This window comes from Melaminivora sp. (assembly GCF_032059615.1).
Classification (GTDB): Bacteria; Pseudomonadota; Gammaproteobacteria; order Burkholderiales; family Burkholderiaceae_C; genus Melaminivora.
In genome coordinates, this window is sequence record NZ_DAMCAM010000076.1 from 1 (window position 1) to 13,032 (window position 13,032).

Below are 13,032 nucleotides of genomic sequence, written 5' to 3' on the forward strand. Positions count from 1 at the left end.
GCGACAGCGGCGTGAGCAGGATGAACACCAGGCTGCCCATGATCTTGCTCTGGATCAGGCTGGACGAGCTGTTGGCGAAGGCGTTCTGCAGCATGCCCATCATGACCAGGCCGGGCACCAGGAAGGCGGTGTAGGACAGCCGTCCATAGACCTGCACCCGGTCCTCGAGCACGTGGCCAAAGATCAGCAGGTACAGGAGCGACGTGAGCACGGGCGCGGCCACCGTCTGGAAGCCCACCTTCCAGAAGCGCAGCACCTCCTTGTAGAACAGCGTCTGCCAACCGCTCATGGCGTGCCCTCCCCGGGCTCGCCCTCGGCCTGGGCCATGACGCTCAGGAACACGTCCTCCAGGTCGGCCTTGCGGATCTCCACGTCCTCCACGCGCACGCCCGCGGCGCGCAGCTGCGACAGGTGCTGCTCGATCTCCTGCGCGTCGGCGGCGGGCAGCTGCGCCACCCGGCCCGTGACGCGCGCCTGGGCGGCCAGCGGCCCGGGCAGAGCGTCATCGGTCTTGAAGCGCAGCACGTTGGCTGAGGCCGCGCCCAGCAGCTCGGAGGTGCGCGCCAGCGCCACCACGCGCCCGCGCCTGAGCATGGCGATGCGCGTGCACAGCGCCTCGGCCTCCTCCAGATAGTGCGTGGTCAGCAGCACGGTGTGGCCCTCGCGGTTGAGGCGGGCGACGAATTGCCACAGGGTCTGGCGCAGCTCGACATCCACGCCCGCGGTGGGCTCGTCCAGCACGATGATGGGCGGCTTGTGCACCAGGGCCTGCGCCACCAGCACGCGCCGCTTCATGCCGCCCGACAGCTGGCGCATGTTGGCCGTCGCCTTGTCGGCCAGGCCCAGGCTCTCAAGCAGCTCGTCGATCCAGGCGTCGTTGTTCTTCACGCCGAAGTAGCCCGATTGCAGGCGCAGCGTCTCGCGCACATTGAAGAAGGGGTCGAAGACCAGCTCCTGCGGCACCACGCCCAGCTGGCGGCGCGCGGCGGAGAAATCGGCGTGCGTGTCATGCCCCAGCACGGAGACCTGGCCGCTGCTGGCGCGCGCCAGCCCGGCGAGGATGCTGATGAGCGTGGTCTTGCCCGCGCCGTTGGGGCCCAGCAGGCCGAAGAATTCGCCCTGCTCGATGTCGAAGTTCACGCCGTCGAGCGCCTGGAACGGGCCCTTGGGCGTGTCGAAAGTCTTGGAGACGGATTGGAAGGATACGGCGGCCATGGGAGCCGGGCATTCTAAGTCGCCCCCGCAGCGCCGCAGGGCAAGCCCCCAGGAGCTCAGGGCGCGGGCAGCAGCCCGTCCACCCCGTAGAGCTGCGCCAGGCTGGCCAGCCCCGGCGGCAGGCCCTGCACGGCCAGCGCCCGGCCGGCCGCCAGCGCACTGCGGCGGCACTCCAGCAGCACCGCCAGGGCCGAGGAATCGAAACGCTGGAGCGCCGACGCATCGATCACCACCGGCCCGGCCGCGGCGCCTGCCGGGCGCAGGCCCTGGCGCAGCGCCTGCAGGCAGGCGCGGGCCTCGTGGTGCGTCAGCGCGGCGGGCAGCGCCAGGGCGTGGTCAGGCGCCGGCATTGGCTTTGTTGCGCGCGGCCAGCGCGGCAATCAGGCCCTCGACGCCGCCGGCGCTCAGCTCCTGGGCGAACTGGTTGCGGTAGGTATCGACCAGCCACACGCCCAGAACGTTGAAGTTGTAGATCTTCCAGCCCGCGCCGTCGCCGGGCGTCTTCTCCAGACGATAGTCCAGCTGCACCGGGTTGCCGCGGCCGCGGATCTCGGTGCGCACCAGCACGTCCTTGTCGCCGGGCGCCACGCGCAGCGGGCGCACCTCGATGGTCTGCTCGTTCACCTGCGACAGGGCGCCGGCATAGGTGCGCACCAGCAGCTGCTTGAACTCCTGCTCCAGGCGCGTGCGCTGCTCGGGCGTGGCGCTGCGCCAGGCCGGGCCCACGGCGCCGGCCGTCATGCGCCGGAAGTTCACGTGCGGCATGATGGTCCGGTCGGCCAGGGCAATGATGTAGTCCACGTTGCCCGAGCGCAGCGTCCTGTCGTTCTTGAGCAGGGTCAGCACCTCGTCGGACAGGCGGCGGATCAGCGCGTCGGGGGCCTCGTCGTCGGCCAGCGCCAGGCTTGGCAGGCCCAGGCCTGCGGCGCAGAACGTGGCCGCGGCGGCGGCAAGGAGGGAGCGTCGGTTCATCATCGTCATGGGCGTTCGTGTCTTGGGCAAAAACCGCGCGGCCGCGCGGACGGTGGCCCATTGTGCGGAGCTGCGGGGTCCGCCCCGCGTCGTCTATTTCGCGTCAGTAGTCGTCGGACAGCTGGCCGGCCTCGTCATCGTAGGCATTGGGCATGCGGCCCTCGTCGGCGTTGCTGCGCACGCGCAGATAGACGTCGCGCGTAAAGCTGTATTTGTCGAGGGCGGCGTTGTCCAGCACTTCGCTGGTGCCCAGCAGGCTGGCGCGGCGGTCCACCATGCCCAGCCCGGCCAGCGAGTTGCGCGTGGCCACCGGGCGGATGTGGCGCACGCTGTTGCCCCAGATGTCCACCGGCAGCGCCGCGGTGTCGCGCACCGTCGAGGGGCCCAGCAGCGGCAGCACCAGGTAGGGGCCCGTGGGCACGCCCCAATGGCCCAGGGTCAGGCCGAAGTCCTGCTTGTGGCGGTCGATGCGCATCTCGCTGGCGACGTCCAGCAGGCCGCCCAGGCCGAAGACCGTGTTCACGTTGAAACGCACCAGGCTCTCGTAGGCCTCGCGCCCGCGCAGCTGCAGCAGGTTGTTGACCGCCGACCAGGCGTCTCCCAGGTTGCTGAAGAAGTTGCGCACGCCGGTGCGCACGGGCTGCGGCGTCACGTCGCGGTAGAGCGTGGCCACGGGCTTCAGCACCGCGTCATCGACCTGGGTGTTGAAGTGGGTCATGGAACGGTTGTAGCGCTCCAGCGGGTCCGCGTTGCCGGCGCGGCCGTCCTGCGGCGCGCTGGCGCAGCCACCCAGCAGCGCCAGGGACAGGCCCAGCGCCAGCGGGCGCGCCACGGTGCGAAAAGGGGTGGGGTTCACGGGATGTTGAATCATTTGCTGCCTCCGGCGCTGGCGGCCTCTTCGGCGCGGCCATAGAGAAACTGGCCGATGAGATTTTCCAGCACCACGGCCGATTGCGTGGCGGTGATGGTGTCGCCCGCAGCCAGGTGGGCGTCGGCAAAACCGGCTTCGATGCCGATGTACTGGTCGCCCAGCAGGCCGCTGGTCAGGATCTTGAAGGAGCTGTCCTTGGGAAAGACGTAGCGCTTGTCCAGCTCCAGTTCCACGCTGGCCTGGTAGGTGGTGTCGTCGAAGCCGATGGCCTTGACCCGGCCCACCACCACGCCGGCGCTGCGCACCGCCGCCTGGGGCTTGAGGCCGCCGATGTTGTCAAAGCGCGCGGTGACGGTGTAGCCGCTGCGCCAGTTGAGCTGCAGCAGATTGGCCGACTGCAGGGCCAGAAAGACCAGCGCGGCCGCACCGAGCAGCACGAAAAGGCCCACCCAGAGGTCGTTCTTGGATCGCTGCATGATGTTTTCCTGAAATGCACCCGTGTCAGATGCTGAACATGAGGGCCGTGAGCACGAAATCGAGCGCCAGCACCGACAGGGACGCCATGACCACCGTGCGCGTGGTCGCGCGCGCCACGCCCTCGGGGGTCGGCTTGGCGGTGTAGCCCTGCAGCACCGCGACGAAGGTGACCGCCACGCCAAAGACCAGGCTCTTGACGACGCCGTTGCCCACGTCCCGGACCACATCCACGCCGGCCTGCATCTGGCCCCAGAAGGCACCGGCGTCCACACCCAGCAGCACCACGCCCACCAGCCAGCCGCCGACCACGCCCACGGCGCTGAAGACGGCCGCCAGCAGCGGCATGGCGACGATGCCGCCGATGAAGCGCGGCGCCAGGATGCGCCGCTGCGGGTCCACCGCCATCATCTCCATGGCGGCCAGCTGCTCACCGGCACGCATCAGGCCGATCTCGGCGGTGAGCGAGGTGCCGGCGCGCCCGGCAAACAGCAGCGCGCTGACCACCGGGCCGAGCTCGCGCACCAGGCCGAGCGTGACCACCAGCCCCAGTGCATTGGACGAGCCGTAGAGCTGCAGCACGTTGTAGCCCTGCAGCGCCAGCACGAAGCCGACGAACAGGCCCGACATGCCGATGATGGACAGCGAATGGTTGCCCAGGAACAGCACCTGGTCGCGCACCAGCGCCGGGCGGCGCAGCGCAGCGCCCGTGAGCGCCAGCAGGCGCAGGAACAGGCGCGTGGCCGCGCCGATGTCGGCCAGCTTGCCGCGCGTGGCGTGGCCGATGTCGGAGGGGCGCCACACGCTCATGGGGCGTCCCCGAAGTCTTGCTCCACCTCGGGCGCAGGGTAATGGAATGGCACCGGCCCGGTGGGCAGGGCGCGCACGAACTGGTGCACCAGCGGGTCGGTGCTGGCGCGCACCTCTTCGGGCGCGCCCTGGGCGGCGACGTTGCCCGGCCCCAGGATGACCATGTGATCGGCCAGGCGGAAGGTTTCCTCCAGGTCGTGCGAGACGATGATGCTGGTCAGGCCCATGGCTTCTCCCAGGCGGCGGATGAGCTGCGCGGCGGTGCCCAGGGCGATGGGGTCGAGCCCGGCGAAAGGCTCGTCGTACATGACCAGTTCCGGGTCGAGCGCAATGGAGCGCGCCAGCGCCACGCGCCGGGCCATGCCGCCGGAGATCTGGCTGGGCATGAGATCGCGCGCGCCGCGCAGGCCCACGGCGTGCAGCTTCATCAGCACCACGTCGCGAATCAGGGGTTCGGGCAGGTCGGTGTGCTCGCGCAGCGGGAAGGCCACGTTGTCGAAAACGCTCATGTCGGTGAATAGTGCGCCGAACTGAAACAGCATGCCCATGCGCCGGCGCAGGGCGTACAGCCCCGCCGGGTCGAGCCGGCCCACGTCCTGCCCATCCACCAGAACCTGGCCGCCCTGGGCGCGCTGCTGCCCCCCGATCAGGCGCAGCACGGTGGTCTTGCCCCCGCCGGAGGCGCCCATGATGGCCGTCACCTTGCCCCGCGGCACGGTCAGCGACAGCTCGCGCAGCACCACGCGCTCGCCGTACCCGAAGGTGACGTTGCGCAGCTCCACGAAGGCGTCGGCGGCAGGGGCGGGTGGGGGGTGCATGAAGGGCAGGGAACGCGCGCTGTTCGCGCGCAGCAAGGGCTCGCCATCATAGGGGCAAACCCCCATCGGGCCGGCGCGATATGTAAGAACTGTGGCTTCCTTATGACAATAAGCTATAATCCGCGGTTTCCAAAAATGTCACGCTCGCCTTGCCGAGCGGATTGCTGTCAGCGTTGTCGGGAGCCCTGGGGCGCACCGCGGAACGAGGGCGCGGCAATAGCCTAGGGGCCCTCGGGCTGCTTCCGACGCGACATTCGCCTGCCTCTCCTCTTTCCTGGTGTGTCCGCATGGGCCGCGCAACGCGCCGGTCGGCGACCGCCGGGGGGTGCAAACCTCGCGGCAACGCCATGTTGTCTGTCACGCTCCGTCCCGCGGAGCCTTGAGAAAAGGTTTGCACCATGAAGAACTACCAGACTGTCGTCCCTATTGACCAGGCCGCCGCTCCCGCCGTGCAGCGCCATGCCACGGGCCTGCACCTGATTGGCGACCTCTACGGGTGTATCTGCGACAGCCGCCTGATGCTCGATTCCACGTACCTTGAGAATTTCTGCAAGGACCGCGTGGCCGCTGCCGGCCTGACCACCGTGGGCTCGCTCTTTCACAGCTTTGGCGAGGGCGGCGGCGTCACTGGCGTGGTCGTGCTGGCCGAGTCCCACCTGTCCCTGCACACCTGGCCCGAATCGGGTTACGTGACGCTGGACGTTTATGTCTGCAACTACAGCGAGAACAACCGCCCCAAGGCGCAAAAGCTGTTCGACGACCTGCTGGCCGCCTTCAACCCGAGCGACCCGCACCTGCACCGCGTCGACCGCGCCTGATGCCGCAGCGCGCCCCTGAAACGCAGGCCACGCAGTACGTGACCGAGCGCCTGAGCGCCGACTTCGGCTTCTACCTGAGCAACAGCGCGCCGCTGGCCGAACGCCAGTCCGAGTGGCAGCACATCGAGATTTTCGAGAACCCGCAGTTCGGGCGGGTGATGCGCATCGATGGCTGCTTCATGACCAGCGAGCGCGATGAATTCTTCTACCACGAGCCTATGGTGCACCTGCCGGCCATCGCCCACCCGGGCGTGAAGCGCGCGCTGGTCGTGGGCGGCGGCGACGGCGGCGCGGCCGAAGAGCTGCTGAAGCTGCCCGGCATCGAGCGCGTGGTGCTGGCCGAGCTCGATGGCGAGGTCGTCGCCATGGCGCGCCAGTGGCTGGGCGGCATCCACCGCGGCGCCTTCGACGATCCGCGCATGGAAGTGCGCCTGGGCGATGCGCGCGACTTCCTCGGCCAGACCGGTGAGCGCTTCGACCAGATCATCCTCGACCTGACGGACCCGTTCGGCCCGGCGGTGGAGCTCTACACGGTGGAGTTCTACGAAAGCTGCCGCCGGGCGCTGAACCCGGGCGGTGTGCTGTCGCTGCACCTGGGCTCGCCCGTGCACCTGCCGCAGAGCATCGGCCGCATTGCCGCCTCGGTGCGCGAGGTGTTCCCGGTGTTTCGCCCCTACATGCAGTACGTGCCGCTGTACGGCACGCTGTGGTGCATGGCCATGGCCTCGGACAGCACCGACCCGGCCCTGCTCGGCACCGAAGAGGTGGACGCCCGCATCGCCGCACGCGGCCTGCAAGACTTGCAGCTCTACAACGGCGCCATGCACCAGGCGCTGCTGGCGCAGCCCAACTTCCTGCGCGACCTCCTGGCGCGGCCGGCCGCGCCGCTGCGCTCGGGCGACCAGATCGACGAGGTGCGCGACCCGTCGGAGCTGCCGCCGGTCACGGTGACGGCGGCTTGAGGATGAGGGGCTGAGGCAGGCAGTTGCTGGCCCCCACCCCTACCCTCCCCCAGAGGGGGAGGGAGCAGAAAAACAGCCGCAAACCCGCGCCAGCCCTTGGGTTTGCGCTATCCATTTCACCCCAGGCGGCCTGACACCAGGCGCACCACGCGGTCGCAGCGTGCGGCCAGCTGCTCGTCGTGCGTGACTAGTACGAAGGCCGTGCCCTGCTCGCGCGCCAGACGCAGCATCAGGGCGAAGACGGCGTCGGCCGTGCTGCGGTCCAGGTTGCCGGTGGGCTCGTCGGCCAGCACGCAGGTCGGCTGGGTGACCAGTGCGCGGGCAATGGCCACGCGCTGGCGCTCGCCGCCCGACAGCTCGGCCGGGCGGTGCAGCACGCGCTCACCCAGGCCCACAGCCTGCAGCATCTGCACGGCCTGGGCGATGCACTGCTCGTAGGGCTGGCGGCGGATGCGCAGCGGCATGGCCACGTTGTCCTGCGCGCTGAACTCGGGCAGCAGGTGGTGGAACTGGTAGATGAAGCCCAGCCGCTCGTTGCGCAGCCGTCCCTGGGCGGCAGCGTCGAGCGCGGCCAGGTCCTGCCCGGCCAGCAGCACGCTGCCGCTGCTGGGCGCGTCCAGCCCGCCCAGCAGGTGCAAGAGCGTACTCTTGCCCGAGCCCGAGGCGCCGACGATGGCCAGCGTCTCGCCGGCGTGCACCGTCAGGTCCACGCCGTGCAGCACGGTCACGTCCAGGCGCCCTTCGGCAAAGCGCTTGGTCAGGCCGCGCGCCTGCAGCACGGCGGGCGCGGGAGCGGCGGGGTGGGTCGTCATGGCGTGGGGCTCATTCATAGCGCAGCGCCTCCGCCGGGTTGACGCGGCTGGCGCGCCAGCTCGGGTACAGCGTGGCCACGAAGGCCAGCACCAGCGAGATCAGCGCGATCGGCACGATGTCCGCCGCCTGCGGCTCGCTGGGCATGCGGCTGATCAGATAGATGTCCTGCGGCAGGAAGCTGGTGTGCAGCAAGCGCTCGATGGCCGGCACGATGACGTCGATGTTGAAGGCCACCGCCAGGCCCAGCAGCAGCCCGCCCAGCGTGCCGATCACACCCACCATGGCGCCCTGCACCACGAAGACGCCCATGATGCTGGCGGGGCTCGCACCCAGGGTGCGCAGGATGGCGATGTCGGCGCGCTTGTCCTGCACCGTCATGACCAGGGTGGACACCAGGTTGAACGCCGCCACGGCGACGATCAGCGTCAGGATGATGAACATCATGCGTTTTTCCAGCTGCACGGCGGCAAACCAGGTCTTGTTCTGCTGCGTCCAGTCGCGGATCAGCAGGTCGCCCGACAGGCTCTGCGCCAGCTCGCGCGTGACGCGCGGCGCCTCGTGCAGGTCGCGCAGCTTCAGGCGCACGCCGGTTGGCCCCTCCAGGCGGAAGATGCGCTCGGCGTCCTCGTGGTGCAGCAGCACCAGGGCCGAGTCGTACTCGTAGTGGCCGGAGTTGAAGGTGCCCGCCACCGTCATCTGCTTGAGGCGCGGCACGATGCCGGCCGGCGTGATCTGCCCGGCCGGGGCGATCAGCGTCACCGCGTCGCCCGCGCGCACGCCCAGCTGGTGGGCCAGCTCCACGCCCAGCACCACGCGAAACTCGCCCGGCACCAGCGCCTTGAGGCCTTCGACGCTCTCGGCCGCCAGGTCGGTCACCTCGGCCTCGCGCGCCGGGTCGATGCCGCGCACCAGCGCACCCTTCATGTCCTCGCCGCGCGCCAGCAGCGCCTGCGAGGCGACGAAGGGTGCGGCGCCCACCACGTCGGGGTGGGCGCGCGCCTCGGCCAGCGTGCGCTGCACGTCGGGCAGCGCCGCGCCGCCGGGCGCGAAGATCTCGATGTGCGAGACCACGCTGAGCATGCGGTCGCGCACCTCCTTCTGGAAGCCGTTCATCACCGACAGCACGATGATCAGCGCCGCCACGCCCAGGGCGATGCCCAGCATGGAGGCGCCGGAAATGAAGGAGATGAAGCCGTTGCGCCGCGTTGCGCGGCCCGCGCGGGTATAGCGCCAGCCCAGGGCCAGTTCGTAGGGAATCTGCATGCAGTGTGGGGGATGGGGATCGGCGGCGCCGACGCTGGCAGGACAGGCGGAACGCCCCGACGCCAGCGCGCGCATTGTGGCATCCCGGACAATAGCGCCGTCCACCCGCCCCTCATGCCAGACACCATCCATTTGCTCATCCCGCTGGCGGCCAGCCACGCTCCCGGCTGCCAGGCCGCGCTTGCCTCGCTGGCCCTGCCCCACCTGAACCGGCTGCTCGCGCGCCTGACCGCCACCGGCACCGACGCCGGCGAGGAAGCCGACTTCGCCCCGCCCCACGAGCGCGCCCTGGCGCGCCACCTGGGCCTGCCCGACGCGCGCAGCGGCAGCACGCCCTGGGCCGCCTGGACGGTGGAGCAGGCCCTGCCCGCGGGCGCGCCCCATGGCCAGGCCTGGGCCTGGGTCACGCCCTGCCACTGGCAGGTCGGCACCGACCACATCACCATGGACGACCCCGGGCGCCTGCAGCTGCGCGAGGCGGAGTCGCGCGCGCTGCTGGAGCTGCTGGCGCCCTGGTTCGCCGAGGACGGCATCGCCCTGCACTACCACGCGCCCACGCTGTGGCTGGCGCAGGGCGCGGTGTTCGACGGCCTGGCCACCGCCTCGCTGGACCGCGCCATCGGGTGCGACGTGCGCGCCTGGCTGCCCGACGCGGCCCGCGCCGGCCTGCTGCACCGCCTGCACAGCGAGATGCAGATGCTGCTCTACACCCACCCCTTCAACGACGCGCGCGCCGCCCAGGGCCTGCCGCCCGTCAACGCCTTCTGGGTGCACGGCGCCGGCGCCCTGGCCGCGCCGCCCGCGCCGGCGGCCGCGGTGCAGATGCCGATGCAGCTGCGCGACGCTGCCCTGCGCGAGGACTGGGCGGCCTGGGCCGAGGCCTGGCGCGCCCTGGACGCCGGCCCCGTGGCGCAGCTGGCCGCCAAGGCAGCCGCCGGCGCCCGCGTGCGGCTGACGCTGTGCGGCGAGCGCTCGGCCCGGCAGTGGGAGGGCAGCGGGCGCGGCCTGGCCGCGCGCATTCGCAGCGTTTTTGTCTCCAAGCCCTGGCCAACCCTGGGCTCGCAGCTATGAAAATCGTAGTCCGCGACGTCCCCCCGCGCACCGCCTGGGCCCTGGAGCAGGCGGGCGTGCACCCGCTGCTGGCCCGCCTGTATGCCGCGCGTGGCGTGCGTGCCAAGGAAGAGCTCGACGACGCCCTGGCCCGGCTCCTGCCCCCTACCACGCTGCACGGCGCCGACCGCGCCGCCCAGGTGCTGGCCGATGCCATGGAGCGCGGCCAGCGCCTGATGGTGGTGGCCGACTACGACTGCGACGGCGCCACCGCCTGCGCCGTGGCCGTGCGCGGCCTGAGGCTGCTGGGCGCGCGGCACGTGGACTACCTGGTGCCCGACCGGGTAGTGGACGGCTACGGCCTCACGGCCCCGATCGCCCGGCGCGTGGCCGAGCGCGGCGCCGACGTGCTGATCACCGTGGACAACGGCATCGCCAGCTGCGAGGGCGTGGCCGCGGCGCGCGCGCTCGGCCTCACGGTGGTCATCACCGACCACCACCTGCCCGGCCCCGAGCTGCCCGCCGCGCATGCCATCGTCAACCCCAACCAGCCCGGCTGCGGTTTCGAGAGCAAGAGCCTGTCGGGCGTGGGCGTCATGTTCTACGTGCTGCTGGCGCTGCGCCGCGAGCTGCGCACGCGTGGCCGGTTCGACGCCGCCAGCCAGCCGCGCCTGGAGCCCCTGCTGCCCCTGGTAGCCCTGGGCACGGTGGCCGACGTGGTGCGCCTGGACGGCAACAACCGCCGCCTGGTGGCGCAAGGCTTGAAGCGCATCCGCGCCGGGCAGATGCAGCCGGGCATCCGCGCGCTGTTCGACGCCGCCGGGCGCCGGCCCGAGGCCGCCACCACCTTCGACTTCGGCTTCGCCCTGGGCCCGCGCATCAACGCCGCGGGGCGCCTGGCTGACATGCGCCTGGGCATCGAGTGCCTGCTCACGGACGATGCGGGCCGCGCGGCCGGGCTGGCGCGCCAGCTCGACGCCATCAACCGCGAGCGCCGCGAGCTCGAGGGCGGCATGCGCGAGCAGGCGCTGCAGCTGGCCGAAGGGCTGTTCGACGTGGACGAGGAGCCGCCGCCGGCCATTAGCGTGTTCGATCCCGACTTCCACGAGGGCGTGGTCGGCATCGTCGCCTCGCGCCTCAAGGACCGGCTGCACCGGCCGACCTTCGTCTTCGCCAGCAGCGGCGCGCCGGGCAAGGGGCACGAACTCAAGGGCTCGGGCCGCTCCATCCCGGGCTTTCACCTGCGCGACGCGCTGGACCTGGTGGCCAAGCGCCATCCCGGCGTGCTCCTGAAGTTCGGTGGCCACGCCATGGCCGCCGGCTGCACCGTGGCCGAGGAGCATTTCGACACCTTCGAGCGCGCCCTCACCCAGGTCGCGCACGAATGGCTGGACGCGGCCACGCTCACGCGCCGGCTGGAGACCGATGGACCGCTGGCGCCCGAGTGGTGCCGCGCCGAGCTGGTCGATGCGCTGGCGCGCGAGGTCTGGGGCCAGGGCTTCGCCCCACCCACCTTCAGCGAGCCGGTGCGCGTGCTCAGCCAGCGCCTGGTGGGCGAAGGCGGACGCCACCTGCAGCTCAAGCTGTTGCACCAGGGCCAGCCGGTGGACGGCATCTGGTTCGGCCGCACCGAGCCCGTGCCCGAGGAGCCGCTGCTGGCCTTCCGGCTGGACGTCAACGAGTGGGGCGGCCAGCGGCGGGTGCAGTTCGTGGTGGAGGGTACGGAGGAATGAGAGCCGGACATCAGTCCCAACGCGGGACTAAACTCACCCATGCGAATCATTGCCCTGTCCACGCTGCGAAACTTCTGGGACAAGCACCCGCAGGCCAGGCTGCCTTTGCAAAGCTGGTACTTTGAAGCTCTTCGCGCCCAGTGGCGAACGCCAGCCGACATCAAGACGCAATACCGCAATGCCAGCTTCGTCGGCAACAACCGCGTGGTATTCAACATCAAGGGCAACGACTACCGCCTTGTGGTCGCTGTTGTGTACAAGGCCGGGGCCCTGTTCATCAAGTTCGTCGGCACGCACGAAGACTATGGGCAGATCAACGTGGATACCGTGGAGCACAAGGCATGACACTGCAACTCAGACCCATCCGCACCGAGGCCGACTATCAGGCTGCCCTGAAGATGGCTGAAGCTTTCTTCGATGCGTCCCAGGAGCCCGACCCGGACAGTGAAGAAGGGGCAGTGTTCGATGCCCTCCTGACGCTGATCGAGGCCTATGAAAGCAAGCACCACGCCATTGACCCGCCCGACCCGATCGAGGCGATCAAATACCGCATGGAACAGGAAGGCCTGACGGCCAAGGATCTGGTTCCCATGATCGGGCAGACCCATCGGGTCTATGAAGTCCTGGCCCACAAGCGGCCGCTGACGCTGGGCATGATCCGCCGCCTGCACGCCGGCCTGGGCATTCCTGCCTCCATCCTGATCGGCGAATACACGCACGCCTAGGAGGCTGCGCAGGGCGCTCCTGCCATCCTGGCGGCTCGGGCCCCGCTCACTCCTCCACGAACGCCTCCTCGCGCTTCCTGCTCACCGCCGGCAGCAGCACCAGCGCCAGCAGCAGCGCCGCCGCGAGCAGCAGGCCGGCGGAGATGGGCCGGGTGACCAGCACGCTCCAGTCGCCGCGCGACAGCAGCAGCGCGCGGCGCAGGTGCTCCTCCATCATGGGGCCCAGGATGAAGCCCAGCAGCAGCGGCGCCGGCTCGACGGCGAGCTTGTGGAACAGGTAGCCGATGAAGCCGAACAGGCCCACCAGCCAGACGTCGAAGGTGTTGTTGTTGGTCGAGTACACCCCGAGCGCGCAGAACAGCACGATGGACGGAAACAGCCAGCGGTAGGGCACGGTGAGCAGCTTGATCCAGATGCCGATCAGCGGCAGGTTGAGCACGATCAGCATCAGGTTGCCGATCCACATCGAGGCGATCAGGCCCCAGAACAGCTCGGGGTTGCTGGTCAT

At 70.3% G+C, this 13,032-nt stretch carries 17 protein-coding genes; 6 read left to right on the plus strand and 11 right to left on the minus strand.

Annotated elements, in window-relative coordinates; genetic code table 11:
- The 8 genes from RT051_RS13220 to RT051_RS13255 all read right to left on the minus strand — a co-directional run.
- A partial coding sequence (locus RT051_RS13220) for an ABC transporter permease (protein ID WP_313077404.1) occupies nucleotides 1–289 on the minus strand: 289 nt, incomplete at its 3' end.
- Entirely contained in the window at nucleotides 286–1,215 is a 930-nt protein-coding gene (locus RT051_RS13225; protein WP_313077405.1) for an ABC transporter ATP-binding protein, read from the minus strand. The genes RT051_RS13225 and RT051_RS13220, both read right to left, overlap by 4 nt.
- A gap of 56 nt (nucleotides 1,216–1,271) precedes the next feature.
- The gene (locus RT051_RS13230; protein ID WP_313077406.1) at nucleotides 1,272–1,565 is read right to left on the minus strand and encodes an STAS domain-containing protein; all 294 of its coding nucleotides are present in this window, start codon (nucleotides 1,563–1,565) and stop codon (nucleotides 1,272–1,274) included.
- Nucleotides 1,552–2,190, minus strand: coding sequence for an ABC transporter substrate-binding protein (locus RT051_RS13235; RefSeq protein WP_313077430.1), 639 nt, complete (start codon nucleotides 2,188–2,190; stop codon nucleotides 1,552–1,554). Before RT051_RS13235 ends, RT051_RS13230 begins: the two co-directional genes overlap by 14 nt.
- A 100-nt stretch (nucleotides 2,191–2,290) precedes the next feature.
- Nucleotides 2,291–3,043 (minus strand): VacJ family lipoprotein, encoded by a 753-nt coding sequence (locus tag RT051_RS13240; RefSeq protein ID WP_313077408.1) that lies wholly within the window; start codon nucleotides 3,041–3,043, stop codon nucleotides 2,291–2,293.
- An 11-nt stretch (nucleotides 3,044–3,054) separates the two neighbouring features.
- On the minus strand, nucleotides 3,055–3,534 hold the full coding sequence (gene mlaD, locus RT051_RS13245; protein ID WP_313077410.1) for an outer membrane lipid asymmetry maintenance protein MlaD: 480 nt from the start codon (nucleotides 3,532–3,534) through the stop codon (nucleotides 3,055–3,057).
- A gap of 25 nt (nucleotides 3,535–3,559) precedes the next feature.
- Nucleotides 3,560–4,342 carry a lipid asymmetry maintenance ABC transporter permease subunit MlaE gene (mlaE, locus tag RT051_RS13250; protein ID WP_313077412.1) on the minus strand — a complete coding sequence of 261 codons (783 nt, stop codon included), beginning with the start codon at nucleotides 4,340–4,342 and terminating at the stop codon, nucleotides 3,560–3,562.
- Nucleotides 4,339–5,160 (minus strand): ABC transporter ATP-binding protein, encoded by an 822-nt coding sequence (locus tag RT051_RS13255; RefSeq protein ID WP_313077414.1) that lies wholly within the window; start codon nucleotides 5,158–5,160, stop codon nucleotides 4,339–4,341. The genes mlaE and RT051_RS13255 overlap by 4 nt, the downstream gene beginning before the upstream one ends.
- 398 nt (nucleotides 5,161–5,558) lie before the next feature.
- On the opposite strand from RT051_RS13255, the gene speD reads away from it, so the two are divergent.
- Both speD and speE read left to right on the plus strand, forming a co-directional pair.
- The gene (gene speD, locus RT051_RS13260; protein ID WP_313077416.1) at nucleotides 5,559–5,978 is read left to right on the plus strand and encodes an adenosylmethionine decarboxylase; all 420 of its coding nucleotides are present in this window, start codon (nucleotides 5,559–5,561) and stop codon (nucleotides 5,976–5,978) included.
- A complete protein-coding gene (speE, locus tag RT051_RS13265) occupies nucleotides 5,978–6,940 on the plus strand; it encodes a polyamine aminopropyltransferase (protein ID WP_313077419.1) in 963 nt (320 codons plus the stop codon). Before speD ends, speE begins: the two co-directional genes overlap by 1 nt.
- 116 nt (nucleotides 6,941–7,056) lie before the next feature.
- Here speE and lolD read toward each other — a convergent pair whose 3' ends face one another.
- Both lolD and RT051_RS13275 read right to left on the minus strand, forming a co-directional pair.
- Entirely contained in the window at nucleotides 7,057–7,770 is a 714-nt protein-coding gene (gene lolD / locus RT051_RS13270; protein ID WP_409520608.1) for a lipoprotein-releasing ABC transporter ATP-binding protein LolD, read from the minus strand.
- Complete coding sequence (locus RT051_RS13275) at nucleotides 7,763–9,016, minus strand: lipoprotein-releasing ABC transporter permease subunit (RefSeq protein ID WP_313077424.1); 1,254 nt, start codon at nucleotides 9,014–9,016, stop codon at nucleotides 7,763–7,765. Before RT051_RS13275 ends, lolD begins: the two co-directional genes overlap by 8 nt.
- A gap of 114 nt (nucleotides 9,017–9,130) precedes the next feature.
- On the opposite strand from RT051_RS13275, the gene RT051_RS13280 reads away from it, so the two are divergent.
- Genes RT051_RS13280 through RT051_RS13295 form a run of 4 tightly spaced genes read left to right on the plus strand, consistent with a single transcriptional unit; the run spans nucleotide 9,131 to nucleotide 12,524 of the window.
- Nucleotides 9,131–10,087, plus strand: a complete 957-nt coding sequence (locus RT051_RS13280) for a phosphoglycerate mutase (protein ID WP_313077426.1) — start codon at nucleotides 9,131–9,133, stop codon at nucleotides 10,085–10,087.
- Nucleotides 10,084–11,799: a single-stranded-DNA-specific exonuclease RecJ gene (recJ, locus tag RT051_RS13285; protein ID WP_313077427.1), complete on the plus strand. Its 1,716-nt coding sequence runs from the start codon at nucleotides 10,084–10,086 to the stop codon at nucleotides 11,797–11,799. Before RT051_RS13280 ends, recJ begins: the two co-directional genes overlap by 4 nt.
- A gap of 39 nt (nucleotides 11,800–11,838) precedes the next feature.
- Nucleotides 11,839–12,144, plus strand: a complete 306-nt coding sequence (locus tag RT051_RS13290; RefSeq protein ID WP_313077428.1) for a type II toxin-antitoxin system HigB family toxin — start codon at nucleotides 11,839–11,841, stop codon at nucleotides 12,142–12,144.
- A 2-nt stretch (nucleotides 12,145–12,146) separates the two neighbouring features.
- Nucleotides 12,147–12,524 (plus strand): transcriptional regulator, encoded by a 378-nt coding sequence (locus RT051_RS13295; protein WP_313077431.1) that lies wholly within the window; start codon nucleotides 12,147–12,149, stop codon nucleotides 12,522–12,524.
- Nucleotides 12,525–12,570: 46 nt separating this feature from the next.
- Here the strand turns inward: RT051_RS13295 and RT051_RS13300 are convergent.
- Nucleotides 12,571–13,032: tripartite tricarboxylate transporter permease (locus RT051_RS13300; RefSeq protein WP_313077429.1), on the minus strand; the 462-nt coding region annotated here is incomplete at its 5' end.

Bases quoted from the DNA above. Each gene is read 5' to 3' on its own strand.
- mlaD (WP_313077410.1), bottom strand. From the start codon at position 3,534: ATGCAGCGATCCAAGAACGACCTCTGGGTGGGCCTTTTCGTGCTGCTC.
- mlaE (WP_313077412.1), bottom strand. From the start codon at position 4,342: ATGAGCGTGTGGCGCCCCTCCGACATCGGCCACGCCACGCGCGGCAAG.
- RT051_RS13255 (WP_313077414.1), bottom strand. From the start codon at position 5,160: ATGCACCCCCCACCCGCCCCTGCCGCCGACGCCTTCGTGGAGCTGCGC.
- recJ (WP_313077427.1), top strand. From the start codon at position 10,084: ATGAAAATCGTAGTCCGCGACGTCCCCCCGCGCACCGCCTGGGCCCTG.
- RT051_RS13290 (WP_313077428.1), top strand. From the start codon at position 11,839: ATGCGAATCATTGCCCTGTCCACGCTGCGAAACTTCTGGGACAAGCAC.
- RT051_RS13225 (WP_313077405.1), bottom strand. From the start codon at position 1,215: ATGGCCGCCGTATCCTTCCAATCCGTCTCCAAGACTTTCGACACGCCC.
- speD (WP_313077416.1), top strand. From the start codon at position 5,559: ATGAAGAACTACCAGACTGTCGTCCCTATTGACCAGGCCGCCGCTCCC.
- speE (WP_313077419.1), top strand. From the start codon at position 5,978: ATGCCGCAGCGCGCCCCTGAAACGCAGGCCACGCAGTACGTGACCGAG.
- RT051_RS13275 (WP_313077424.1), bottom strand. From the start codon at position 9,016: ATGCAGATTCCCTACGAACTGGCCCTGGGCTGGCGCTATACCCGCGCG.
- lolD (WP_409520608.1), bottom strand. From the start codon at position 7,770: ATGAATGAGCCCCACGCCATGACGACCCACCCCGCCGCTCCCGCGCCC.
- RT051_RS13280 (WP_313077426.1), top strand. From the start codon at position 9,131: ATGCCAGACACCATCCATTTGCTCATCCCGCTGGCGGCCAGCCACGCT.
- RT051_RS13230 (WP_313077406.1), bottom strand. From the start codon at position 1,565: ATGCCGGCGCCTGACCACGCCCTGGCGCTGCCCGCCGCGCTGACGCAC.
- RT051_RS13235 (WP_313077430.1), bottom strand. From the start codon at position 2,190: ATGATGAACCGACGCTCCCTCCTTGCCGCCGCCGCGGCCACGTTCTGC.